Below are 26,117 nucleotides of genomic sequence, written 5' to 3'. Positions count from 1 at the left end.
GAGAAGAATAAAAGCCAAATCGCATCTTACTTCTCCTGTAGTTCCGGTTTGGCTTTTGAAGAATGGCTTTACGCCACAACTGTTGTCTGATTTCGTCCTTGCCCTTTTGACTCGTACAGCGCTTTATCTGCATGCTCTAACCATTCCGAATGTGTACGGAACCTCTTATCAAATGCGCAAACTCCGAGACTAATGGTGTATCGGATTTCACCTTGTTCGGTACTGACAACCTCAGCTTCAATACGCTTACGCAACCTTTCAGCAAAGTACCTCGCTTGGTCAACAGTGGTGTTTGGTAATAACACTGTGAACTCTTCACCGCCATAGCGGCCACAATGATCAGAAGCTCTCGCTGTCTTACGCAACACCTCCGCGGTTTTGCGAATAACATCATCACCGGCAGCATGACCAAAAGTATCATTGACCTTCTTGAAATGGTCGATATCAAAAATAACTAATGACGCAGGTGCTTCAGTCGCAATGATTTTCTCGTACTTTTTCATCAGTAGAGATTCCCAATAAGAGCGGTTGAGTAATTGCGTCAGGCCATCAGTACGACTCATGGTTGATAAATGCTGATTTGATTGTTCTAAATGCAGCTTATTCTTCGCAATATCCGAGACATCCTGAATCATAATGCACACATGAGAAACATCGCCATTGAGTGATTTCAACGGAGTGACCACCATGTTCTGATACATGATTGTGCTTTTGTTGGTGTAAGGTGAGTAGTTTTTAAAATGAAAGACGTAAGGTCTGTCTTCCCATCTGGAGAAGGTTCTTGTGTCTAATTTGACTGCCGCATCTATTTTGGCTTTGAGCCACTCTTCAGGAAGATCCGGAACGACTTCAAATAGATTTTTGGTCATGATTTTGGTAGAAACAATGCCCGAATAGTTTTGCATAAAACTGTTCCATAGGCACACTTCATAGTTGATATCGATAACCACTAACCCAACGTCTATAGTGTCTAACGCTTGGATCCCCCAATGGAAATCCCGCACATTTACAGTCAATTTCGGCATTAAAAAGATTCCATCAATTTATCTATTACTTTTACGGATTCCATGTCGATCAACAGCAAGATGTCACACTGGAAATCGAGATTTTCAGCGGAATAAGAAAACTCGACCGTAAAAGCAGACTTGGTTATCTTTTGCTGTGAAAGCAGCTCTTTTTCGTAGCTGTTAATTAAAACTGGCTGACGTAGAGTGAAGCTGACCATGATGAGTTCTGCCAATACTCGCAGAAAGGTAGAAACCGCTAGGTTGGAAATGTTAAGTAATGATTCGTTGCTGTTTGCATCTTGCAGCGGATAACCAAGACGCTCGCCCACTTTGGCGAATTCTTTGCCTCTGATAGTCACCAGAGACTCACCGTGAATACCTGCGCCTGTGAAACGCTGTGTTACGGCATTCACATTGTCTCTATATAAGACATCGTGAACGGCCATCTCCAGCTCTGATGGCTCTAATATGCCAACCGCAGGTAAAGGCATGTTGATAAAATCTCCTACGCTATCTGAAATAAGCGCAACACAACGACCTAACGCGATATTGGTCAGTTCTCTAAATTTCGAATCTGAATCAATATAAGGTTCTGAAGTTATGCTTTTATGAATGGAATTTCCAACATGGCAACCTTTGAATACGGCCTCTAGCTGCTCTATTTTAAAAGGCTTTTCGATGAAGTCAGACGCGCCCAATGCAAAACAACGTTCTTTCGCCGCTTTTTGCACATCACCAGAGATAATAACGACTTTGGTCGGATATGAATTAACAGGTAGCATGCCCAATACGTCATAGCCGTCCATCACTGGCATAGTCAGATCGAGGAACAAAACATCAATTCGGTTATGAGCGAGTACACTTAGTGCTTCTCTGCCATTTTCCGCAAAAAAAATCTCAATATCGTAAAAATTAACAAGAGTCCGACTTAAGGATTTTCTAGCTAATGCAGAGTCATCACAGATTAGAACGTTCATAGTTTAATGTTGCACATTGGGCCATTCGTTAAAACTGTTAAATGATACTCACATTAGAAAGTCATCTTCAATGCCAAAACGCCGTCGTCAATAATCAGAAATTGCTGAATTTAAACTATGGAATTAGACAAAAAATGAACTAAAGTCCTTCTGTCAAAGGGATCTAGCGAGCTGAAATTGTTCAGCATTTCGCTTTCGTTAATTGAATAAATTTGCATTGAGTATCATTTTTAAGACAGACTCTTTGCGATATTTCCAACCAGCGCAACTAAATATCGAACCAAATCTGATTCTTTTATAAATTGCTTAAGTACGCTATGTCTTCCTCAGAAATTTCATTTCCTTCTTGCACCATAAAGCCGCACATATAGCCACCATCCCTTTCGTGTCGCCATACCACTTTGCCTTTCACTCCTTCATTTAATGCATCAATGCGAATAGTCGCGTTCGATAACTTTAAATAGTCTTTAGTAAAAAGCTTCATACCGTGATTAGAAACATCAACAACTTGAACTTGGATTACAGGCTTAAACCAGCGGTTAAACAAACAAGAGGCGGGAATCATTGCTTTAAGTTCAATGCGGGACGATTTTCGACGGTTGGTAAAGGATGTGACTGACACGGCGTTACTCTAGATTTGGGCAATTAAAGTTAAACAACAAGCTTTCACTCTGCACTTAATAAACTTTAGTTGTTTGTTTAAACAGGCGCTACACCATATAGATCAAAGTGTAGGATGTAGAGGTGAATGTTCTACTCTTTTTGTCGGAAGCATCCGAACAAGGGCAAAGAGTGTAATCCAAATAAAAGAAAACGTTAACTGATAAGAGAAAATATGGAACAACTGTCGCTACGTAGCTCAACACGGTTTCATCCACGACTTTTCGCAATATACAGTTGATCCAGATTTTCATTTTTCTTTCGGCTAGAAATACCAAAACTGGCAGTCAAAGAAATGATATTTGGAACCACCCAGTTAAATAGGTTTGTTTTCACGTTAAATTTAACTTTGGGGAAAATCGCAGGGGCCTAGATACAACAAAGCCCGCAGAGATGCGGGCTTCATCGAAAATTTGGTGGGTCTAGGCAGACTCGAACTGCCGACCCCTACCATGTCAAGACATTAATGATAAACTTTATCCATACACCCTAACGGCACTTCCTCATTTTAACAAGAAAAATGACTCCTACCCTTGATGAAGATCTCAACTTTATGGCGCAATGTGGACACGAAACGGTCATAAAATTAAAGTTCTTATATCGGAGATTATTTTTGATGTGAGGCGATTTTGAAAGACGAGATTATGCGATTTGATGCTACCCTACTCGACAATGTAGAGCTCATCCGAGTGTCGGTCAAAGAACTCATCTCTGACGATACAATTCAAGATCTGTTTGCCCAAGCGAATCCTTTAAGTGGATTAAGAACCTCAAATGAAGCAAATGATAAATCTGCATTCCTATTCAATTTGCTATCTCTGCAATCGCCGATTATTTGTTATCGGTACCGTAAACAATTTAAAGCTCTGACCGGTTCATTTACCCTCACCAGACTCCGCAGTGCGATTGCTCAACACTACCTACCCGATGACTTTTCTATATTGGTATTTGCACTAAAAAAGAAACCATCTTCAAGCATAAAACGTGCAATCGTCTTATTCGATCTGACTAACGACTTGCTCTCTAAATGCTTTATCAGTGACACAAAAAAAATTAGCTTTTATCTACGGTCATGGTTCAAAAAGGACGAAGGCAAACGCAGTATTTACCAATCAGATGAGTGGCTAACTTTATTTCCTGAACTTAACTCAGCAGAGAAAGTGGCAAACTTTTTATCCATTTCTAAAGCCGATTTGTAGCTCGATAAGGATATAAATTCATGTCAACGCCAACCATTGAAGATATACAAGCGTTTTTACCTTTTGCTCCAGGTCATCTTCTTAACCCACTCGAAAAATTACTTGAAGCCATCGATTGTCCCGAAGATTTCCGGGGCTTACAAAAAGTACATTCGTTGCTTGAATACCTTTTTGATACTCATCCTCAGAAATTCTGTGAGTTGTTCGACATCCAACAAGATATTGCCCGTCAATTACTCCAATTATTTTCAGAAGTGAATGAAGCCTTCTTTCAGAAATACAGCAATACAACTCATGCAAAAGGATGGATGAGTCGACGCCCACTGTATTCATTGCTATTTATTTTTGATGACCACCAGACGCCACAAGCCGCCTCGGCATTATTATTTTTTCTCAGTCATTATTACAATAATGAATTAAAAATAATCACGGAAGACCGCACCGAAACTTCGATTCGCTCTTTCAGGCTTCTTTATACCGATGAGGTCATCGACCGACGATGTTTTAATTCAAATTCAATAGATGATACGGCCAATCAGATCCTTCAGGTTCGTGAGATTCTGATGGATCAAGAACGCGAAAATGACGAAGAGTCAGGCTCATCAAGTCGTGTTGGTTACCTGCGAGACTTAGAACATTTTTACCGGCTCAATTGGAAAAAACGAAAGAGCTTTTCTCGTATATCTCAAAGAAGTATCCGTTCATCCTACAGCCGAAAAAAAATAGAACGAGTGATCGGTTCGGATAACTTATTTACCGCCTCACTACTCAAACGTGGTTTGAGTAAACCACTTGTTGATGCTGGAGTATCCGCTGATGAAGATTATCCAGAACTTTGCATTATCAAAACTGAACAGCCAGTTTTACCTAAGCCGCAACACGAATTACCCGATGTATCCGTCATTAAAGACAAGGCCAAAATCAATCACAAGAACCGTGGGATATCGAAGTGTGTTAGTAGGAGTCATAACATTACGCCGCTTGCGCGTAACCTTCTACAGCCTAATGAACTCATTTACCTATGGCATGACCGCAGTTCTCAACGTACCACGCTCATAAACAAAATCCCCAGAACCGATATTCAATGCATTCTGCACCTCATCTTGATTACAGGGCGAAATCTGAGCGACGTCTGCAACTTAGACGTACATCACAGTACTAGTAATGACAACCTCGGGCTTATCGTTACTGAATCGGAGTTAATTTTAAAAATTGCTCCAAAGCCTACAGCTAAAAGAGGCAAGCATTCAGATAACCCCAACCTACTAAAAAACCAAACCGTCGCCGCCATAGCTCTCCCCCAATATTTTTATAATATGTTTATCAAAAGCAACTTACGTGGCCATACAAAGTTCTCAGGAAAGCCATCAGTCAATGCCTATAGAATAGCCATAGAGTCCTATTTAAAAAAGCTCAATCAGCGCCATCGTTGCCAAATCAGTCTAAAGCGGATTGAGAACTATCTCATCAACAACTTAATCGCTACAGAAAAACACGATCCGGTTATCCTGGAAATGTTAAGGGGAGAGCTAAGTTACTATAGTCGTTCACCTCGCCATTATGCCTGGTATTCTGAAACTGAAATTAATTGCCGAATCCAAGCAATATGGTTGGATATGTTTAATCAGATGAGGGGCTACGATACTGACATTCAAATACCAGTATTGCCTGAATTACAACTAGATTTAGATACCACCGGAATTGGATCTCAATTCACACCAACCAGAGCAGCAATAAAAGATTGGGTTAACCATCATTTAGCCCACTTGAAACAATTCTCTGCATTTGATGTGGTCAAAAATTTAAGTAATCTGATCGACTATCATAATCAATACACGGCCTATACGCTGATCATGTTAGTGAATGCGTCAGGTTATAGAGCAGTTTACAATCCGCTTCCCAGTTTTGACTTGCTGCTATTGCGCTATCATGCCCTATGTATTTCAGATAAAGATTCATCAAAGACGTTTTCTCATACCCGAGTTGTCGTGTGCCCAACCGTTCTCAAATCGCAGTTACTGCACTATCAACGGCATACGAAAACACTGGCAAATCTCATTAGCCATTTATACCCGGCTCAATCAACGCAACTTTATGCGCAAACCTGCGATCACCAATTAATAGATCTTCCACATAAAAACGACCGAATCGAATGGTTCCTTACCGCGAAGAATTCACACGCAAATGATGGACTATTCTTTTTATTTATCCAGGATAAAGATGATCCCACCTTTTTCCGGACGAAAAATTCAGGACCATCTTACCTCAGTGAATATATCAATTTGCCACTAAATTTCGGGCGACATTACGTGCGCCGTTATCTACAACTATCGAATGTCCATCAGGAATTAGTAAAATTCCAATTGGGCCATTGGGTAAACGGTGAAACACCACTCGAAAAATGTTCCTCTCTAAGCCATAAAGTCGCAATAGAACAGCTCCTACCGGTTTTGGACGAAATGCTGGAAGAACTCAGCTGGGAGGCCATTCCGTCATTAATAACACGTAAGAGAGGTTGATATGCGCCGATTAAGTGACGTACTCAATTTGGAGATACAAAGCGCTTATTTACGGGCGGCTCAATCAGAAACGGGCGAATATCTCAAGTTAACCAACAATGAAAAGCTTGATTTGCCCAGCAAACTAAACATTACTAATGATGTTTATTCATTGACCCAGAAACATGGTTTGGTCGAAAACGGGAAAATACAATCCGAGTCACTAAATACCATTCAGAAGACCTTTCGCAAAGGGTTCGAAGATCACAATCTCCAGCTTAAATTGTTGGAACTTTTACTCTGTATCATAGAAAAACAGACAGGCATCACCGCCCCACCGATTAGCCAGACTTGTCATATCAGGCAAGATTTTCCGCTGCTCAAGCCCGATGATTTTTTAATGTCGCGACTGCAGGCCAGAATCTATGAGCTGGTTGAAAATGAATCATTGACTGCCCGCTATTTGGATCATCCAAAGCAAAACCAAGCCGTTCTTATGTTATGGCTAGTAATAAAAGAAGGAATCAAAAAATCAAAAGATATAGAGCAGTTACTCACGAAAAAGAGCACATTCTATCGAATTGGTGAACACTGGTTAGTTGAAACCAAGGGGCAACGCTACTGGTTGTCCCCAATGGCGGAATTATTCTTAACCGCTTATTGGAACGACAGCTCAAAAGTCAGGATCAATGTCATGTCAGAGATAAATGCTCTACTTCATGCGTACAGACTGTTGCCTAGAATATACAACCTACGGTTTGTCGATCTGCGCTCCGCATTTAAAAATGAATTCGTCCTTACTGTCAGTCCTGCAGAATACTCCATTTGCCAAGCAGCGCTACCCACAACCTCATTAACTCAGACATCACTCTATAGGCTACTGACCGACCAACGGGTTAAACAAGATGAAGAGGACTATGAACAACGAAAAATGCCGGTTCGGCAAAAGGTCGCATGGCTTTCAACTGGTTCAACATCGGCTGAAAGATTAAGAAAGAAAGCCATTCTAGAACAAGAAGAACTCACTACTGCTGAGCAAATTGAGGTAATCGAACATTATACTGGCAAACTCATTAAAACTTCGTTAACCGAAAGCATTCGGATCAGTACCAAGTTACAAAATGAACTTCGACCGAGGTTAGAAAGTAATGATATAGCAGCAAGTGCCCCCTGGGGCTGGATAGTGCTTTCATGGATGTATCATCTGCTTAAGTTTGGTGGAAAACATAAAAAGCGTCTACGTCTAACTACTATCAAATCCTATATTAGTTATGTTGCAGCTCCATTCATTCAAGAGTTTTCCGGTTGTGCACCAAAAAAAATGGAGAGCCTGGATTGGGCGGAAAAACTCAATATTGTGGCGGAACAAATAGCCTCAACCAAAAAATCTTTCGTTCTCTATTTCGCTGAGTTCTTAATTGAAAGTGACATTGTTACAAACCTGTGTTTATCTGATATCGATATTCCCTCAATTGGCCATCGTGTTAATGCCAATTTAATCACTCACTACGAAGCCGAGCGTATCATTGAAGCCTGTAATTCAATCGGTACTCCTACGTCCAAAATCGCCAAATTGTGTTTTTACCTAGGATTTTATAGCGGATTACGCCGCGGTGAAGTCGCCGGACTGCAGTTTGCCGATTTCACGATTAAGGGCGCTCGGTATGCCAATCTTCACGTACGGCCCAACAAATATCGAGAACTCAAATCAAGTGAAAGCTCCAGAAACCTACCGCTTGATTGTCTATGGCCTGAAAAATCTCTACTTGAGTTAACTGGCTATCTCAACGTGACCAAAACCAAATTTACCCAAGAGAAATCACTCATTTTTAAAGATACCAGGCAATTAAATGAAGCATTTTCGCTGCTAACAGAAATTATGAAAATTGTTACCGGTGAACCTGAAATTCGATACCATCATTGTCGCCATTCCTTCTGCAACTGGACCTGGATTCGCCTCAACTATGCCGATCATTCACAATTAGCCGATTTTTCATTCAGCCAGCATAAATTTTTCGCCCAAGACAATCACCAACGATTATGTCAACGTCTCGCCATCGCTCCGTTCTCACGTAAAAAGCTCTGGGCATTATCCGGCTTACTAGGTCATTCTTCACCAGAAGTCACTACCTCATCATATTTTCATCTGAGTGAATTTATTCAACGAACTAAATTTTCCAACCACCAACCATCCGATACTTTGCTACGTCGATTTTGGGGCCAAGGCATACGAATTAGTGATCAAGGTAGGCTCCAGTCGGTACCCACATCAAAACACAATCTCATGGCCGCCGTTCCAGACACGTATGAACCAGCATCGCTGGTTTCAAGCCTTGATGAAGCAATCACACAACTCGGGCTAACTAAGTCGATTGAAATGAAACAAACCGTTTCTTTAAGTGCAGTTTGGGAAATCATTCAATTATTAGCCGAGGATCAACAATCTTCTGATATCGCCAACTTAACCGGTATTGATACATTAGCGGTCGAGGCCATCGTCAAATCCGATGAATCTATCGTGCTATCATCATTGTGCAGATCAAAGTATACACTTCCACCACTGGCTAACTATGCCAAACTAAACCGAGGGAATGTAAAAACGATTGAAAGTCTTATCAAGATGTTTGAAAACGCCATTGAAAACGATGCGATTCCAGAAGATTTCAATTTTACGACGCTTAGTGAAATACTAAACGATCTGGTAGGGGCACAAGATTCGTTGATCCGAACCCATAATCAAAAAGCAGCCTTACTCCTACTTAAGCTAATCCAACTGATTGGCTTAAAAGAACGTCACGTCAAACTCAAGTGGTATTTCCCGAGCGAGACCTACTTCGATGCGAATGAGATAGATACGTACAAAAAACATCTATTATTCTGGGACGATACTATCCGAAGTCGAATTTTCCCCAATATAACGGTTGAAGTCCTAGTACCGAAAGCTCTGAAGCAATATATAAAGACATCCGCCAAATTTACAACCACTCTCAGTGATGCTGGTAGATTCCTCAAATATCATCCACCTGGCACAGTCAGTATTCACCTGTTACAAAGCAAATTTGATAATCAACGCATTGATAGTGAAGGTAACATCATTGAAACGCCGCAAAGAACTAGGGCGTTTGTTACATTTTTACGATTGTTAGCAATTTATACAAAAACCAAAGAGGCTAAGGACAATTCAATCACTATCGAATGATGGCGCCAATGATTTGCAGTTTGCTTGCATAAAATACATTGCCTATATCATGAATCTTCAACATGAGGCATGTGAGACGATTTAGGAAATACTGTCCATTCCAATCTTGAATATGGCTGAAAAGCGGTTGTACGCACTCAGGGGCCGACTCATCGTAGTGCACCGAAATAAGTAGTGTTGGTACCTGAATTTTGCCTAAACGGGGGATCACATCCCAATTTTTCATCGAACCAATAACGTGGAACTCATTGGGACCATTCATGGCATGATAAACCGTTGGATCTTCATCCATAGCATCAAATGTACGAACAACTTCTTCAGGCCATTTATCCAAACGGCATACATGGAGTGTGTAAATTTGGTTTCCAAGACTTTACGAAAACGGTATTTGGCATAACGAATTGAGTGCGGATGGATTAAGAATTCATGAGCAGGCCTTAAATGATAATGAGGATGCCAAGCTATCAATAATTAAGTAAAAAGAAGATGTTAGCAAATGCCCTAACGGAAAGATGATTGTCTTTGCAAAAGGACGGCGTGCTCTTGGATTTAATTTGCTGAGATATGTAGGTATCTTTAGGGTGAGTCTTGCTGAGAGTACCGATACGGCATTGATATTTGAACGTGTTAATGACAGTGAAAAAATTCGAGGGTGTATCTCAGACGATTAATCCTTCCTGGAACTTATAATTAATTAACACTCCAAATAAACAAATGAGATCATGAATTCAAGTCAAGTTATCATGGGGAACGCTATAAAATTGCTCGCTCAATCACCGCTGGATTCGGGATGCTCAATAAACTTAGCGCCATTTTCTACGGTTTTCATAGTCGTTCTGCTGCTAAGACCATTTCTGCTCATCAATCCATTGCAAACACGTACGTTCAAGCTCGTCGATGTAAGGAGTCAGCGTATCAACGTTTTTCTGATAGCGCATCATATCCTTCACAAAACTACACGGCCGGACTAAACGTAAAGTGGTATCGTTATGGCAGATAAAATCCACAATTGGATGCCCACCGTCATCTTTGCGATCGATAAGGTACGTCGCTACCGGTTCTCTGTTTAGCTTGCTCGTTAATTGGTGTTGAAATTGGGCATGATGATCCTGAAGATAGCGTTTCACATCCAAGTAGTGTCGCTGGTGAACTGGATTATCATTGGAGAACGTTGCTCGATTATCATGTGCCTGACTGCCCTGCTCTACCGTTATAGTAACCTGGTAGGGATAGTGCGTTTCCAGCCACTGCTCGATCCGCTCTTCCATTTCTTCGAGAATAAAATTGGTGGCGGAATAGAGATTACCGTAAGTAAACTGGCCCTGGTAAAACAAGCGGATCCAATCTCCACGATACAAACTCAGATAATCGTGGGGAGTAGTTGACATAACCCTTGTGGATTTTGCTCAGGTTCATCAGGGGTATATTGGTTGTCTATAGCACGCTGCTGTTGATGCCAAAACTCAATGTCATAGCTGAGCAAGTCGCCATATAGCCCAATTTCCTGCTTTTCTCTACCCCATTCACACATCGACAGTTTATCCGCCCCCTTTCCCCGGAGCAGTTGAATCTCAGCGTTGAGTTGGTAGAGCGTATCCGCTGAAGCTTCATCCCAAAGCATTTGACGAGTGGCTTCATCCGCTTGGGTATAACCAGGAAGATACGTTTCAATAATATCGTCGTTCATTTACAAAGCCTGTGTATTTATACAGTCAAAAGATAGCAAGGAGATGGACAGGAGTAAAACAATTTATCTCGTTTATCAGGGGAAATAGTGATTTTCCCAAACACACTCAATCCACACTAACTGACCTTGTCGTAATCGAGTTAACACCACTTCTCCGACTAAAGAGCAAAATGCCTGACCTGGTAACGGAGTAATTAACACCGTAGGCAATTGATTGCGGTATCGTTTATCGATTAATGTCTGAAGCGTTTGCTGCTCACTGGCTGAATGGCGGGATTTATCTAAGTCGTCCACCACCAGCACATCGCTCTGAGTTAAACGCTGAAGTATTTGCCATTCTGATTGGGTGGTACTTGAGCGATAAGTACTGCGAATTTCTAGTATCAAATCATGGAAAGAAATAATTTCACTGCTTAGTCCCAAATCACTCAGTGAATACATCACCGCCGTTGCCAGATACGTCTTTCCAGATCCTCGATAACCAGCCAATACCAAGTTGGTATCCATACCTTGGCTAACCCATTCAATCCAACGTTGTAAGGTACTGACTGCGTCTGCCCGAGTTGGAGTGTGGCTCCTATAGTTCTCCAAACGGCATTGTTTAAAACGGGCACCAACCCCTCTTACCTCACCGATCACTGAACGTGATGAGGCTGTAATATCAACACTCGGCTGACTATGGCGACGAATGTGCTCCATCTCTTCAACCGTCTTTGGCGTGATATGAGCAGGAATATATTTGAGAATCGACGTGAAGTGACTCATCGTTTTAACCTCCAAGGTAAACCAAATTCACTCTTCGGCGAAGCAGTCTCTGTTGTAGTCTTTGGTAATCTCTGTGTATTCTCTGTAATAGGTCGGCGGATTTCGCCACTACAGTATGGCAGACGGGTATACTCTGGATTGGCGCAATCCGCCATACTAGTTTGCCCCAAACAGCCAATCAAGTTTGGCTCATCAATCCGGTAGTATATCCGGCACGGCACCCCTTGTTTTTTCTCCACCAGAATACCCAGTTTTCTTAACTTTGAACGAGCCGTATCAATCTCTCTGCGGGTCATCCCAGTTTCTTCACCCCACTCTTCAATCGATTTATAAAACCATCGTTCAGCGTCTTTAGTCCGTTTTGACCAGTATAACGCCTGACTGAGCAGTAAAGCACCGGTAATACCGATGCCCAACTGAACAAACGCACGATGGAAAGCAATGGGACGGTCTAAGTAGTCCAACATGCGTTCACCTATCCAAAAGTACCCTGAGTATCACGTCGAGCTTTCCGCTCTTTGACAAAATCATCGAATTGATGTTGTATCAAGCCCAAAATTAAATCCGGTGATACACGCCCAGCAGTGAAGTGACAATGCAGCAGTACATTCATCACCCCTGACGCTAACGCATCAATCATTCCCTCTTCATCCGATATGACACTGGATACCGGCTCTAGTCGCACACGAATTTGCATTTTCACTTCCGACTTAAACGCCAGAATATCGGGCGTGGTGTAACGAAAGAAGTGTCCCTGATTTAATACGTCTAGGCATAAGCTGGCACAATGAACGGTCATGGCGTTGTATTTCATTGTTTTTTCTCCTTCACCTGGGTCAGTAAGCGTTCAAATGCTGAGCCATCCTGACGAGTCAGGTTGGGAACATAACGGCTGTAGATTTCGAACAACATTTTGGTATTGGAATGCCCCATCTGACGGGCAATCCATTCCGGTGCCTCACCAGCCGCTAACCAGAGTGTCGCGGCAGTATGACGAGTTTCGTACGGGCGACGATAAGGTAAGCCCATTTTCCTTAAGGTTGGCTTCCAAACCCGGTCGCGAATGTTACCTTTATCCAAAGGATTACCTTCGGCGTTACAAAAGACATACTCTCCTGCCCCAGTCACTTCTTTCTGAGCATTGAGCGCTTCCACCACTATACTCGACATATGAATATCACGAGCAGAACCCAAGGTTTTCGTGGTATCCATCTTCCCCTGAACATAGGTTTCACGGACACTAATTACCCCTAAACGAAAATCCACATATCGCCATTTCAGACCATCGATTTCTGAGGTGCGCATGCCGGTAAAAAAACGTACCAGAAAGTAATTGCGATACTCGTTTTTCACCACATTTAAGAAATCCATCACTTCTTCCAAAGTAAACGGATTCACATCGCGCTTTTCTACCCGCAATGGTTTGATGTTTTCAAACTGGCACCGAAACCCATAGCGGTCAGCCGCTTCACGTAATATCATGCGAAGAGGTGTCATGACATGATTGACAAAATCGGTTGAGAGCTTCGTTCCATCCGGTTTGGTCTGCATTAACTTTGCTCGGTATTTGAGGATATCTGGCCGCTGAATTTGATCGACATTCACATCGCCAAACTCAGGTACGAGATAACCAAACAAATACACTTTCATGCTGTTCACATAACTGGTTTTCCAGCGAACCTCATTTTCACCGAACCATTCGTGGGCAAAATCTTCAAAGGGAATGCTGGTAATTCCCTGCAGCTCCTGCGAAGCCGTTTTATAAGCGCCGAGCAACTCTTCTTTCTTCCGCCGAGCCAGGATGTCTTGCTTGACGAACTTAGATGCAAGATTCGACTCAGGAAAATATTCGCTGTAAACGAAACACCCTAACCTGATATCCGCATCAATCTGATTTAGCAGTTTGGTGAGTTTCCTCTGATTAGCGGCTGTATTATTGAGTAACGTTTGTTCTCTACACCGCACTTTACAATAACGAAAATCGATATATAGCTTGCCTCCCCTTACATTAACGCTACCCATAACATACTCTCCCTGCCGCCATCGGAATATAAACCGCATTTCGTGTCGCACTCTGGTATAATTCCACTTCTACCTCTTCCCATATGTATAGAATTTTTCTACCATGGAAAGGTCGAATGTAGTGTTTACCTTCGATAAATACTGAGTCTCGCAGTTTTGCATTAATGTAGTTGGCGCTATATTTGATCCGAACTGCGAGCTCTTTCACCGTTAATAGTGTCTGGTTCATAGAGACCTCCTTTTGACTTATTTTCGTCTTCTCAAGACAAATATACGAGTCATTTTTCGTCTTATCAAGACATTTATTCGAACATTTGGTAATAAGAATTTGATTAGATATAAGATTAGGGAATTAGTGGCAGAGAAGTCTAAGCGCGAAGGGAGACGTATAACTTTATCTTATTTGGCTGAGCAAGTAGGTATTCAAAGTTCAGCTATGTCAAAAATTGCTAATAACACCGGATACCATACCAGCGTCACCACCATTGAAGCCTTGTGTAAGTTCTTTGACTGTAAGATTGAAGATGTGATCGAGTATTTACCCGATAGTGATTGAGTTTTGATTTGCCAGAAGTCAGTGTTTGCATTGTCGAAATAGTTCTCCCTGTCTTCTTCTAGAAGAAAATTTCAGCTTATAAATCCAGCCTATCGGATGACCAAATCTGATCAACGGTACTGGCATTACTGAGGGAAGATGACGGGATAAGTACCAGCCGATTCTGTCATGCCTTTACATTCTGGTCTGGATTAATACTTCTCTCCTTACACATCGATATTCAGCGATTGTGATTTCATAATCCTAAGCTCTCTGGTATTGAGTTTCTCTTCCTTCCAGATATTTTTAATCGTGCCGATACTCACATTGATGCCGTGTTGTTTTAACTCCATCATTAGTTGCATCAATGTAAAGTGTGCATTCTGTAACGTCAGCTCTATAATCTTGTGTTCTACGTGCTCTGGGATACGATTCTTACTGCGTTTCAGAGGCTTATTAATCCGCTTCAGACATAATGGCTCTTCTTCTGCCATTATTTTAAGGTGTAAAGGGATTGGCGGGAGCAACCAAGGATACGGGCTGCTTTGGATATACTCCCCAACTGTTCGACAAACAAAGCTTACAAACCACCTAAAGTTTGTAGCGCTATAAATATCTGGTAAGGCAGCCTGTGATCATCTAGTATTTTCAATATTAAGATGGTTATTTTATATAGGTAAAAGCATGGGTTCACGAAAAACCATAATTACAAATCACCGCAAGGTTGAATCAATGCATAAGTTGACGCGAGCCTGTAAATTGGCAATAAAAGAGGGTAAGTACAAAGTTGTTACTTTGAACAAAAATAAACAACCACTTTAACCGCATTAAAAATGCGAGACATGTGTTATTTTTGAAGTAGATACTGCCGCTTTTTAAATGAATCGTTCTTTATTGCTGAAGATTAATTCTTTCCATTTATAAATTTAGTATTAGACATCCATATCGTTCAATTATAACAAGGAATTCACGGATGAAAGTGTTCTATGTGATATTACAATTTGAACACTGTCTATAGTAACTCTATGTAGTCGGTGCAAACAGAGTTACTATAGACACAAGCTATAGAGCTAACCTAATGTTTTTCTATTTGTTACTTCGATTCTTATCATATATTACAGCAAACGTAGCCACCGCGAACGAACCACCTAAAAGAATCCCCATTGCTATTATAAATTCAGTACTCATACGTAACCTATTCTGATTCCATGCCTAGATAATATTGTAGCAAATCTTAATGCTCGTACTTGTTGGAAAATTTCGTACAACGCTATTTGAGTACGATTAATGCTCACATCTCGACTCGTAAATGACATTAGATTAATCATAGCATAATGAGTAGGTAATGATCATGAAAGTCAGCGCTGAAACAAGGAACGGGGCAAAAGTTATTCACACTCAACAACTTCAAAGCCTACAGCAGCTTTCAAATAAGCTCTAGATATAGATGAGTTTAAGTAAATAGTCACTTCTCGTTGTTGGCTCTGATTGTTTTACAATCAAAATCGAACGTTCCATTAGCAATGCGTATTCCGGAGCAATCCAGCCACCGTTTCCGGGATTCCCCGGACACCCATTCCGTTTTAATCCGGACACTATTTTCGGCATAAACCAGCCATTTTTCCACTAACTCCGGAATCGCTGTCCGGTTGAGCGGAAACCCTGTCCGGTTACTCCGGAATATCCCTCTTTTCTCTTTTAAATCAATCACTCACTATTCTTGTTATGCATATTAACGTAGCAAGGAAGTGATAATGCCGAAAAAGAGAACATCTATGACAAACATCAAAGAGGTATTACGCCTTAAATATGAGTGCCATCTGTCGACCAGAAAGATCGCTTCCTGCACGAAAGTCAGTCGTTCAACCATCTCAGAAATACTGACCCGCTTCGAGCAAAGCGCAATGACTTGGCCACTTCCCGAAAGCTGCTCAGATACCGAACTGGCTCAGACTCTCTACCGAGACAAAACAACCAGTGACACAAAGGTGATGCCGGACTTCGCCCAGAGCTTTGTCGAACTGAAACGCAAAGGCATGAGCAAACATCTTCTGTGGGAAGAGTATATGGCTGAATATCAGGAGAGAGCTTATCGTTACAGCCAGTTCTGCGAGCATTACACTCGTTGGTTAAAGAAACAAAAACGCAGTATGCGTCAGAGCCACCTGGCCGGTGACAAACTGTTCATCGACTACTGTGGGCCAACCATCCCGGTTGTGAACCCTGAAACCGGAGAAATCCGCAACGCTCAGATCTTCGTGGCGACGTTAGGTGCGTCCAACTACACCTATGTTGAAGCCTGTGAAAGCCAGCGACTTGAGCACTGGCTGGAAGCTCATGCCAATGCCTTTGAACACTTCGGCGGCGTTCCGGCGTTGCTTGTACCTGATAACCTAAAATCCGCGGTGACCAAAACGGACCGCTACGAACCCAAGCTCAACGATAGTTACCGCAAGTTGGCGTACCATTACCGCACGGCCGTTATGCCAGCACGCCCTTATAAACCCAAAGATAAAGCCAAGGCTGAGAATGCCGTCCTTATCGTTGAGCGTTGGATCATGATGCGGCTTCGTCACCGAACCTTCCATACCTTCAAAGAGCTAAACCTCTCTATCCGGGAGTTAATGGACTCACTGAACCAAAGACAGATGAAACAACTGGGAGCCAGCCGAAAGGAGCTGTTCGATACTCTGGATAAGCCGGCACTAAAACCTCTCCCCGTACAACGTTATCTCTACACAGAAATCAAACGCGCCAAAGTGGGGCCGGATTATCACATCGAATACAAAAGGCATTATTACTCTGTTCCCCATCAGTTAGTGGGCCAATACGTTGAGCTTGAAGCCACTTCCAGGCTGATACAGATATACCATCAGGGTAATCTGATCTCTCAGCACCCAGCCAGTAAAAAAGAGCATGGGATCAGTACTTATCCGGAGCATATGCCCAGCAATCATCAATATCAAAAATGGTCACCAGAGCGGTTACTTAACTGGGGAGGCCGGATCGGCGCAGCGACACAAGAAGTGGTCAACCGATTACTCATGTCGAAAGCGCATCCTGCGCAAGCCAATCGCAGTTGCCTTGGGCTTCTCAACCTGACGAAAAAATACGGTGACGCTCGCTTAGAGCAGGCATGTAAAGATGCTCTGATGGTGAACAAACCCTATCTCAGGTTCATCAGAAACTTGCTTGAAAATCACCGGGAAGGCCTGTTGTCTTCGACTCCGGAATCCACCCCTGACATCCAACACAGCAATGTGCGCGGACCCAACAGTTATCACTAGGAGAGAATGATGAACACAATAAGCGAACAACTCAAATCACTGCGTCTGAGCCATGCCGCCTCGGCTCTGGAGCAACAACAAGAGCAGTTATCGACCTATGCAGAGCTGAGCTTCGAAGAGCGGTTAAGCCTGCTGCTTGAAAGCGAAGTGTTGGGACGAAATCAGGCCAAAATCCAGCGCCTGAAAGGGCAAGCTAAACTCCGGGTCGATGCTCTGCCAAGTCAGACTATTTACAAAGAAGGACGAGGACTTAAGCGTACTCAAATGAGTGAGCTATTAACTGGGAGCTACTTGCACAAGAAACAAAACGTTCTGATCACCGGACCGACGGGAGCAGGAAAAACCTACGTTGCCTGTGCACTTGCAGCTCAAGCTTGCGACCAGCTCTACAGTGTCCGTTATCACAGGCTCAGCCGTTTACTTGATGACCTGAGTTCAGGTCGCCTTGACGGGACTTACCAAAAGCAACTTCTGGCTCTGTCGAGAAAACAACTTCTGATCTTGGATGACTGGGGAATGGAAAAGTTGAGTCCGGATCATGCAGGTCACTTGCTGGAGCTTCTGGAGGATCGTTATCAAACCAGCAGCACCATTATGATAAGCCAACTTCCGGTTAAAGAATGGTACAACATGATAGGCAATGCCACGGTTGCTGACGCCTTACTGGATAGGTTAATCCACAACAGTCACCGAATAGAACTCGGAGGAGAATCAATGAGAAAACTGGCGCAATCCGGACAGGTAGAGTAAAAATAGGGTTAGAGAAAAGCTAGGGATATGAGGCGTCCGGTTAAACCGGAGCCGGTGTCCGGAATCACCGGAATACGCAAGCAACAAGAAAAGCATCAAGCATATTACTGCCATGAGCAGAATTTTGAGCCTATCCATAAGTACCTCATCGTCGTCCGTATGGATAAGTTCAGGTATTAGGGGGAGTTTGTCAAATTTGAAACCATGAGTTTTTAAGTATCTTTCACTCAACACGTTTCGGGGCAGTTGTGAGTTTAATACGCATGTTGTGAAACGCACGTTGTGAAACGCACGTTGTGAAATTGATACTTTTCATTAAATTCAATCACTTAAAATACAAACACCATTAATTTTAATGACAACAAAAGACATTTGTTCCCTTGCCTTGAAAATCAGTATATCTCATTATATAACAGCTAGTTATATAACTATTAACTTAAAAATCGCAAAATAAAGGCCACTAATCATATACTGTTCTTAAGTAAAATCTCAGTTTGGCCTTAAGTGAGACATTTTTATCTTAGGCTCGACTATTATCATATCACTTTTACATCATAACTCATTGTTATTCTTCGTTTAACAATAACGCCTTAGTAATTGAGTTTGTAATTCGACCAAATTTTAAAATCTGTTGTCCGCTTCCCAAGACAAATTTCACCTAGTCTTTGGAAGTGCCCGAAGATATTATTCACAGTAATTAATGTATGATTCGAAATCATCAGTTGTTCTACCTGTAGCGCCTCCAATTAAGTGTAAATCTGGGAGCTGAACACACGTAATCAATTGAAATGTCACCCCCTTGAATCGTTCATGTATCAGCTCAATGCGGGGGTATCTTAAGTAATTACATGTAAACCCGAAAATCTTTGTCTGATATAACATATCAAACAAAGTTGATTACATATCATGTTATAAGAAAAGTAGGCCAATAACTGAGCTAAGAAGGCACTCAGGGCTCTATGCCAAGATTGATGTACGGGGTATTTTTGATTCAGACTGATTCGTTCAAACAAGCTGCTGCACAATTAGCCATTAGTCAGTCTTATTGAATTAACAGTACGGCTGCAACACATATTGAGGCACTTCTGAGTTAGAGCGTGCCGAACGTAACGGTTCTGGACAAAAGTGTTTTAGGTGTGTCGTTCTAAAAAAGTTTTACCAGATTAGAAAAAACACCTTGAAACCTTAGTCGTTTGTAAGTTCAGTCTCGCGCCATAGCTTTCATGAAATTTGTAACATCTTCAAGTTCGGGAAAGTCATCTCCCTTTCGCCCCCTAAACTCACAAACATCTGCGTACAGTAAGTACATGTAATAATGGTGCTTTAAATAGAAGTCCGTTAGATTAAGACCTTTGGTGCGTTGTTAAGAAGCATGGCCCGCTATCTTGTTGCGATACCCCCTGAATTCTTGTGCAAATGACACTGGTATGGGTAGAAGATTTTCATAGTGAGAAATGTCATTTCCATAACTTGGAGCTTTGCCACGTTTAATACGCTCAATTCTCCCATTAACCAAACGATAAACATCCTCCGTGATTAGGTAATCAATGAACTGATTCTTCTCGATACCTTTTTTGTTCGTAATATTTTTGTTTTCAAAATCTCTTGCATGGCAGGCTAAAAGGAACGCGCATAAATGATGTATGAAGTTTGAATATGAGTTGTATGTACGATAAGACCTGTATTTATCATTGTTCACCTCGTTAGTGATTGTACTCACTTAACTCAGTGTCCAAAACTGCTGGGGCGGATCATTGCCTTGATTACTCTTCATCTGAACTTAGAAAGCATCTCCTTTAGTTCGTCTTTCATATTAGTTAGGTCTAATGTTTCTTTACTAAGTTTCGCGCTTGACTCTCTTGCTCTAGAAAGCATATCAATAATACCATTAACTTTACGTTCAACAACTAATGTCAGTGATTCTTGCTTTTGGTTAGCACTACCTACTTCATTGCTGGCCAATTTGATTTCACCCACTAGAGATACAATGTTCGATAGACTATTTTGAATGCTTTCAGTCTTTTCAATGCTATCTTTACTTCTTATAGAAGTATTATCCATCGAGCGAAACATTTTTCTATTACCATCGTTCAATGAATGCATAGCTTTTTCAATTTCTACAGTACTAGACTTAGTCCTATTAGCAAGGCTTCGAACTTCACCTGCAACAACAGAAAAACCACGGCCGTTTTCACCAGCTCTAGCGGCTTCGATCGCCGCATTCAATGCTAGTAAGTTTGTTTGGTCTGCTATTTCATTTATCACACTCAAAACACTAACTATACTCTCAGACTCTAGCTTTATCCCCTTTGATATTTCCATAGATTGAGAGACTTCTTTGATAAGCTCATTAACACTACTTGCAGATAATGTAATAAGAGAAGATGCCTGCTCTCCCTGCTTATCTGCAGTAGATATTAAATGAGTAGTGTTGACCACATGGGAAGAAACATCTTTAGAAGACTTTGCTATTTCTTCAATTAACTTGGTCATTTCATCAGTTTCAATGACATATAACTCAATTACATTTTCTATATTATTTATAGAAATCTGATATTGATCTATTTTATTTTGAAGATCAATAGAAAACTCTTCCAAACTACAAATCATGTTGTTTGTTTTATTCAAAAACTCATTAAAGTATTCGGCTATATTACCTATTTCATCATTAGACCTTATCTTCATTTGGTAAGTAAGATCTGGATTATCTGATGCTAATTTTTTGAATTCATTTTTAATCTCATCAAGAGGATTCATTGTTTTATTCATAGATAGATAAATTATAAAACCGACAAGACTAGAACACAGAAAAGTTATAGCCAGAGACAGCTTGGTTTTATAACCTAGTTCTTGAACTCTACTTTCGGAATACTCTCTAACAGCAACATCAATGTCATCAACATATACCCCAGTGCTTACAATCCAATCCCACTCTTTAATATATATAGAATAAGCTATCTTCTGTACTTCTTCAGTATAACCCGGCTTATGCCAATAAAAATAACTAAACCCATCACCATTCTTTGAGGCTAGTATTATATCACTAACTACTCTATTACCTTTAACATCCTTAAAACCTGATATGTCACTACCGACTAAAGACTTATTATCACCATTAAATACACTAATCCCATTAGAATCAACTCCAAAGAAATAATTACCATTATCATAAATTATTGACTCTAAGTATTCCTTAGCCTTTTCCTTACCATTATCTTTGTCAAAAATGTAGTTATAGAGTGGTGAAGTAGATATATCCAAGTAACTAATCAACTCTTTTTTCTTTTGTTCAATCAGCTCATTTCTATAGTTTTCAACAAATGAACTTAAGTAATTTTTTGAGAGAAAAAACTCCATGAGGAACTAGGCCTGGATATGATATTCGCCAAGCAGATTCAAGTTTGTCCACATATCCAAGAGTCAATTTTCCAACAACACCATCTTCTAGTACAAAAAACCATGTCCACTTTCCACCAGAAATAATGGTCATAACCTCATCAATTCCCTGACCTTCATTTGAGCTATTAACATGAAGCTTCCCAAATTTATGTTGTAAAAAATATTTCATATCATTTGGCATAGATTTCATATCATAAACCTTCGGATATGGCTCTACATTAGGCTCCGAAGTTGCCAAAAAGCCCCCCAGAGGAACTGCAGGCGCCCTACCTGCCAATTTAATTTGATTCAAAAGCTCCACTCGACGGAGCGAAAAAATTTCTAATAATTTTGACTTTTCTCCTGCACTTAAAGCTCTGATTTTTGCTTCTTCAATAAACAAATGTGCTTCAGTAGGAATATCGACTTTAGTTACAATTACTCCTACTTTTTCAAGCTCTTTATTAACGTAACTTACACCATGTACATCAGGCCTACCATCACTAAAAGACAATGTCAAAACACCTTTGGTCAACTGGTCACTAGCAAACACAGACATGGAAAAAATGACACTTAAAACCATAGAAATTATTAAATTATTCACAAAGCATCCTCTTTAAAACTATTGCATGATCAATTAACTTTACCCAAATAATTTAAAAACAATAATTTAATTTTAGTAAATAGTGTTTTAACCTTATTTGTATTGATAAATAGCTTTAGAGCGATATGTTAAATAAAACTCATAACCTATGAACACATTAAGCATCACACTATTAACAGCTATAGCTCCCATTATTTTGGGTACCACATATTTTCTAACCACTGAATTTCTGCCACCTAATCAGCCATTTCTCAACGCAGCCATACGATGCTTACCTGCAGGCATAGTTTTACTGTCGTTGTTTGGCCGTAAAGTTGATAGAAATAGTTTAAAAAGACTACTCGTACTTTCTATTTTAAATATTTCACTTTTCCAAAGCATGTTATTCATTTCCGCATACCACTTACCTGGTGGGCTTGCTACACTAATAGGTTCATTTCAACCAATCATCATTTTACTAATCGCATTCGTACTCAAGGGGGATACAGTAAGTAGAAGAAATTTAATATTTATTATTTTATCTATACTTGGCATATCTCTAACGTTTATAAATAATTCTCTGGAAGTAAATACTGTTGGAGTATCTGCTGCTATAATTGGCTCTTTGTCAATGTCACTTGGCACATTTCTTTCGAGAGAATGGTCCACTAAAATTAATATTTATGCTTTTACTGGTTATCAACTAGCCCTTGGAGGACTAGCTTTATTGTTTATATCTCCATTCTTTGACACTTACCCTACAAATTTCGAAGCTAAAAATATCTATGGTTATTTATATTTGATTTTTTTGGTGCATTAATTTCATATTCACTATGATTTAATGGCGTTAAAAAACTACCTATATGCATATCTAGCTCACTAGAATTCTTGAGGCCTATAACAGCCATAATTATATGAATAGCCACCGACTTGATAGACACCTTTTAGTTAGACAAAATGACTAACAGAGAGGTGCTTATGAGCAGCAAAAGATATCCAGAAGAATTTAAAATTGAAGCGGTAAAACAGGTCACGGAAAAAGGTCATAGTGTGGCTGATGTTGCCAACCGCTTAGGGACGACTACCCATAGTCTTTATGCTTGGGTAAAGCGCTACGGTCCCGACTCCTCCCAACACCAAGCTCAATCTGATGAAAGTGCCGAAATTCGTAGGCTTCGGAAAGAACTGCAAAGAGTTACCGAAGAGCGGGATATATTAAGAAAAGCCGCGGTGTACTTCGCAAGCCAGTCCGACTGAGGTACGCCTTTATCAAAGCCAACCAGTCAGTTTGGCCTGTTCGACGGATGTGTAAAATCCTTGGGGTTCATCCAAGTGGTTTTTATGCCTGGCTAAAACACCCTGACAGCAAACAAGAGAAACGGCGTAAGTATCTTCTCGGACTTATTAAACAGTTTTGGCTGGAATCAGGTGGGGTTTATGGCTATCGGAAGATATACAGTGACCTACGAGATGAAGGGGAATTCTGTGGAATCAACCAAGTACATCGCTTGATGAAACGAGAAGGCTTACAGTCACAACGCGGGTATCGTAAACCCAGAGCTAAAGCGGGTACTGAGCATATCATTTCGGCTAACAAATTAGCCAGAGAGTTCAATCCAACGGCTCCAAACCAATCGTGGGTGACCGATATTACTTATATAAAAACACATGAAGGTTGGTTGTATCTTGCCGTTGTTGTTGACCTTTTTTCTAGAAGAGTGATTGGTTGGTCGATGAAAAGTCGAATAACTAAAGAGTTGGTTTTGGATGCGCTTTTAATGGCTATATGGCGCCGTTCTCCAAGCCAAAAGGTGCTCGTACATTCAGATCAAGGCAGTCGGTATACGAGCCATGACTGGAACAAGTTCTTAAAGCAACATGGACTGGAAGCCAGTATGAGCTGTCGAGGTAATTGTCACGATAATGCTGTGGCAGAAAGTTTTTTCCAGCTACTAAAAAGAGAGCGAGTTAAACGAAAAATTTACTCTACACGGGAAGATGCTCGCATGGATATCTTTGAATATATTGAGATGTTCTACAACGTAAAACGCAGGCACGGTTCCAATAATCAATTGTCGCCTGTAGAGTATGAGAAGCAATATGAGAGAAGACTAACTAGTGTCTACTGACTCGGTGGCTATTCAGTCATCAATAATAACTTCCATATTTAGCATATCTCCACTTATCAATTGTATTGGTTAGTACAAGCCCGTAGTCAACGATTAGACTAACGATGCCATCTGAACCGTCACTAAACTACCAATTAGTTCATATTATAAAAACCTTGAATAATGCCGATTATCCCTCTCTTCAGGACATAGGCCAACATCTTTTCTAAGATGAGTGTTCATAGCAGTAACCTTATTGCATCTCTTATCAAAAATCATAATAAATAGCTTTAATTTCATAGCTTTAAAAATATAGTTTTTCTTATTAAGAATAGTTAACAGCATCGTCTTATTCTTGATTACTGATTAGATGCAGTTATTATCAAGGGAAACAACTTCCGTTACGAACAACGATTAATTACAGGAACTATAATTACAGCTTATGGACAATCGACTACGTTATCTTTCGGCACTTCGTTTTTTCGAATCTGCTTCTCGACATAAAAGCTATAGTAAAGCTGCCGAAGAATTGTATGTCACACAAGCAGCTATAAGCCAAAAACTACGGCAACTTGAAGACCGTTTGGGATGTAAATTATTCATCCGTCGCGGACGTGAAATGCATCTGACAGATAAGGGAAAAATACTCCAAAGTCATGTCAATGACGGTTTTAAAAACATCATCACTGGACTAAATCGAATTCAAAATGAACCACTCGAAGGAGTACTGAACGTCAGTGCTCCTCGTTCATTCTCCACGCGTTGGTTAATGCCTAGGTTGTGGAAATTCACGATGGAATTCCCACACGTACCGATTCGCGTACAAACGGTTAAGGAAATCGATATTCGACACACTGAAACTGATGTATTGATCTGGCAAGGAGATGAAAATGTAAAGCATCTAGATTTAGATCAAGAGACACTATTTGAAGAAAACATTTATCCTTATTGCTCTCCACAGCTAGCAGAATCTATGAAGTTCGATAGTCCTGAGCAACTCCTCAACTGCTGGTTGATTGATTTCCACTCTGCATCTTTCAGTTGGGAGCAATGGTTTGTTTATGCAAACGTAAGTGCGAAAAGAGAAGGTATTCAATGGATGGAAGTCAGTACCTTTGATATGGCAATCAACGCTGTAGTTGCTGGACATGGAGCATGTCTAGCAACTGAAAGTATTTCGGCAGACTTTGTTGAACGAGGTCTATTAGTCAAGCCATTCAATATAGGGCTAAATCCCGGAATTCGCTATTCTGTAATTAGTGACCCTTCTTCTTCACGAATTCTAAGAATTAATGCGTTTAAATCTTGGTTACTAAAAGAATTAAGCTTCCAATCGCGAGATTTACCACCGATTCAGTAGCCACTTCGTAACATTACTTTAATTTGATCAAACTACTAAATAAAATGAGAGCAAAGAGCACCGCAAAAAGGAATGGGGCAGATCTGAGCTAGCCAAATCAGC

At 40.8% G+C, this 26,117-nt stretch carries 24 protein-coding genes and 1 tRNA gene; 9 read left to right on the top strand and 16 right to left on the bottom strand.

The window, feature by feature from the left end; all coding sequences use genetic code 11:
• Positions 1–68: 68 nt before the first annotated feature.
• The 4 genes from AAGA51_RS06910 to AAGA51_RS06895 form a co-directional block, all read right to left on the bottom strand.
• On the bottom strand, positions 69–1,025 hold the full coding sequence (locus AAGA51_RS06910) for a sensor domain-containing diguanylate cyclase (protein WP_042482718.1): 957 nt from the start codon (positions 1,023–1,025) through the stop codon (positions 69–71).
• Positions 1,025–1,984: a response regulator gene (locus AAGA51_RS06905; RefSeq protein ID WP_042482721.1), complete on the bottom strand. Its 960-nt coding sequence runs from the start codon at positions 1,982–1,984 to the stop codon at positions 1,025–1,027. Before AAGA51_RS06905 ends, AAGA51_RS06910 begins: the two co-directional genes overlap by 1 nt.
• Before the next feature lie 295 nt (positions 1,985–2,279).
• Complete coding sequence (locus AAGA51_RS06900; RefSeq protein ID WP_146742601.1) at positions 2,280–2,606, bottom strand: PilZ domain-containing protein; 327 nt, start codon at positions 2,604–2,606, stop codon at positions 2,280–2,282.
• A gap of 452 nt (positions 2,607–3,058) precedes the next feature.
• Positions 3,059–3,134, bottom strand: a tRNA-Val gene (locus tag AAGA51_RS06895).
• Between the two features lie 154 nt (positions 3,135–3,288).
• Here AAGA51_RS06895 and AAGA51_RS06890 point away from each other — a divergent pair.
• From AAGA51_RS06890 to AAGA51_RS06880, 3 genes are read left to right on the top strand one after another with little or no spacing between them, the layout of a single operon-like run.
• The gene (locus tag AAGA51_RS06890) at positions 3,289–3,843 is read left to right on the top strand and encodes a hypothetical protein (RefSeq protein WP_255209369.1); all 555 of its coding nucleotides are present in this window, start codon (positions 3,289–3,291) and stop codon (positions 3,841–3,843) included.
• Between the two features lie 20 nt (positions 3,844–3,863).
• Positions 3,864–6,362: a hypothetical protein gene (locus AAGA51_RS06885; protein WP_042482730.1), complete on the top strand. Its 2,499-nt coding sequence runs from the start codon at positions 3,864–3,866 to the stop codon at positions 6,360–6,362.
• 1 nt (position 6,363) lies between these two features.
• A complete protein-coding gene (locus AAGA51_RS06880) occupies positions 6,364–9,540 on the top strand; it encodes a tyrosine-type recombinase/integrase (RefSeq protein WP_042482733.1) in 3,177 nt (1,058 codons plus the stop codon).
• Here AAGA51_RS06880 and AAGA51_RS06875 read toward each other — a convergent pair.
• The 8 genes from AAGA51_RS06875 to AAGA51_RS06840 form a co-directional block, all read right to left on the bottom strand.
• The gene (locus AAGA51_RS06875) at positions 9,530–9,874 is read right to left on the bottom strand and encodes a hypothetical protein (protein ID WP_217995501.1); all 345 of its coding nucleotides are present in this window, start codon (positions 9,872–9,874) and stop codon (positions 9,530–9,532) included. The genes AAGA51_RS06880 and AAGA51_RS06875 overlap by 11 nt on opposite strands.
• Before the next feature lie 508 nt (positions 9,875–10,382).
• Positions 10,383–10,928 carry a hypothetical protein gene (locus AAGA51_RS06870; RefSeq protein ID WP_167828596.1) on the bottom strand — a complete coding sequence of 182 codons (546 nt, stop codon included), beginning with the start codon at positions 10,926–10,928 and terminating at the stop codon, positions 10,383–10,385.
• On the bottom strand, positions 10,901–11,227 hold the full coding sequence (locus tag AAGA51_RS06865) for a hypothetical protein (RefSeq protein WP_042482739.1): 327 nt from the start codon (positions 11,225–11,227) through the stop codon (positions 10,901–10,903). Before AAGA51_RS06865 ends, AAGA51_RS06870 begins: the two co-directional genes overlap by 28 nt.
• A gap of 75 nt (positions 11,228–11,302) precedes the next feature.
• Complete coding sequence (locus AAGA51_RS06860; RefSeq protein ID WP_042482742.1) at positions 11,303–11,992, bottom strand: ATP-binding protein; 690 nt, start codon at positions 11,990–11,992, stop codon at positions 11,303–11,305.
• A complete protein-coding gene (locus tag AAGA51_RS06855) occupies positions 11,989–12,459 on the bottom strand; it encodes a hypothetical protein (protein WP_052404566.1) in 471 nt (156 codons plus the stop codon). Before AAGA51_RS06855 ends, AAGA51_RS06860 begins: the two co-directional genes overlap by 4 nt.
• An 8-nt stretch (positions 12,460–12,467) precedes the next feature.
• Positions 12,468–12,806: a hypothetical protein gene (locus AAGA51_RS06850; RefSeq protein WP_042482745.1), complete on the bottom strand. Its 339-nt coding sequence runs from the start codon at positions 12,804–12,806 to the stop codon at positions 12,468–12,470.
• Positions 12,803–14,014 (bottom strand): Arm DNA-binding domain-containing protein, encoded by a 1,212-nt coding sequence (locus AAGA51_RS06845; RefSeq protein WP_042482747.1) that lies wholly within the window; start codon positions 14,012–14,014, stop codon positions 12,803–12,805. Before AAGA51_RS06845 ends, AAGA51_RS06850 begins: the two co-directional genes overlap by 4 nt.
• Positions 14,007–14,243 (bottom strand): hypothetical protein, encoded by a 237-nt coding sequence (locus AAGA51_RS06840; protein WP_042482750.1) that lies wholly within the window; start codon positions 14,241–14,243, stop codon positions 14,007–14,009. Before AAGA51_RS06840 ends, AAGA51_RS06845 begins: the two co-directional genes overlap by 8 nt.
• Before the next feature lie 126 nt (positions 14,244–14,369).
• On the opposite strand from AAGA51_RS06840, the gene AAGA51_RS06835 reads away from it, so the two are divergent.
• Positions 14,370–14,570 (top strand): helix-turn-helix domain-containing protein, encoded by a 201-nt coding sequence (locus AAGA51_RS06835; RefSeq protein WP_242506669.1) that lies wholly within the window; start codon positions 14,370–14,372, stop codon positions 14,568–14,570.
• A 206-nt stretch (positions 14,571–14,776) separates the two neighbouring features.
• On the opposite strand, the gene AAGA51_RS06830 is transcribed toward AAGA51_RS06835, so the two are convergent.
• A complete protein-coding gene (locus AAGA51_RS06830) occupies positions 14,777–14,905 on the bottom strand; it encodes a hypothetical protein (protein WP_342291562.1) in 129 nt (42 codons plus the stop codon).
• Between the two features lie 1,081 nt (positions 14,906–15,986).
• On the bottom strand, positions 15,987–16,157 hold the full coding sequence (locus tag AAGA51_RS06825) for a hypothetical protein (RefSeq protein ID WP_156102016.1): 171 nt from the start codon (positions 16,155–16,157) through the stop codon (positions 15,987–15,989).
• Between the two features lie 146 nt (positions 16,158–16,303).
• Here AAGA51_RS06825 and istA point away from each other — a divergent pair, with 146 nt between their 5' ends.
• Together istA and istB are read left to right on the top strand one after the other, a co-directional pair.
• Positions 16,304–17,836 carry an IS21 family transposase gene (gene istA, locus AAGA51_RS06820; protein WP_342291561.1) on the top strand — a complete coding sequence of 511 codons (1,533 nt, stop codon included), beginning with the start codon at positions 16,304–16,306 and terminating at the stop codon, positions 17,834–17,836.
• A 9-nt stretch (positions 17,837–17,845) separates the two neighbouring features.
• Positions 17,846–18,586: an IS21-like element helper ATPase IstB gene (istB, locus tag AAGA51_RS06815; protein ID WP_342291560.1), complete on the top strand. Its 741-nt coding sequence runs from the start codon at positions 17,846–17,848 to the stop codon at positions 18,584–18,586.
• Between the two features lie 1,770 nt (positions 18,587–20,356).
• Here the strand turns inward: istB and AAGA51_RS06810 are convergent.
• Both AAGA51_RS06810 and AAGA51_RS06805 read right to left on the bottom strand, forming a co-directional pair.
• Entirely contained in the window at positions 20,357–21,943 is a 1,587-nt protein-coding gene (locus tag AAGA51_RS06810) for a methyl-accepting chemotaxis protein (protein ID WP_042490382.1), read from the bottom strand.
• Entirely contained in the window at positions 21,900–22,568 is a 669-nt protein-coding gene (locus AAGA51_RS06805; RefSeq protein WP_156102095.1) for a hypothetical protein, read from the bottom strand. Before AAGA51_RS06805 ends, AAGA51_RS06810 begins: the two co-directional genes overlap by 44 nt.
• A gap of 148 nt (positions 22,569–22,716) precedes the next feature.
• On the opposite strand from AAGA51_RS06805, the gene AAGA51_RS06800 reads away from it, so the two are divergent.
• The 3 genes from AAGA51_RS06800 to AAGA51_RS06790 all read left to right on the top strand — a co-directional run bounded on the left by AAGA51_RS06800 (position 22,717) and on the right by AAGA51_RS06790 (position 26,015).
• Positions 22,717–23,367: a DMT family transporter gene (locus AAGA51_RS06800; RefSeq protein ID WP_052404650.1), complete on the top strand. Its 651-nt coding sequence runs from the start codon at positions 22,717–22,719 to the stop codon at positions 23,365–23,367.
• Between the two features lie 158 nt (positions 23,368–23,525).
• Positions 23,526–24,676, top strand: a protein-coding gene (locus tag AAGA51_RS06795; RefSeq protein WP_156102094.1) for an IS3 family transposase whose coding sequence is annotated in 2 segments (ribosomal slippage) — positions 23,526–23,763 and positions 23,763–24,676 — 1,152 coding nt in all. Because the reading frame shifts where the segments join, the coding sequence is not laid out codon by codon here.
• Between the two features lie 421 nt (positions 24,677–25,097).
• Positions 25,098–26,015, top strand: coding sequence for a LysR substrate-binding domain-containing protein (locus AAGA51_RS06790; protein ID WP_042490374.1), 918 nt, complete (start codon positions 25,098–25,100; stop codon positions 26,013–26,015).
• Positions 26,016–26,117: the final 102 nt, after the last annotated feature.

The organism is Vibrio diazotrophicus (assembly GCF_038452265.1).
In the GTDB taxonomy this organism is placed as follows: Bacteria; Pseudomonadota; Gammaproteobacteria; order Enterobacterales; family Vibrionaceae; genus Vibrio; species Vibrio diazotrophicus.
The sequence above is the reverse complement of the archived record's forward strand: the minus strand, read 5'-3'. Positions and strand labels throughout refer to the sequence as shown.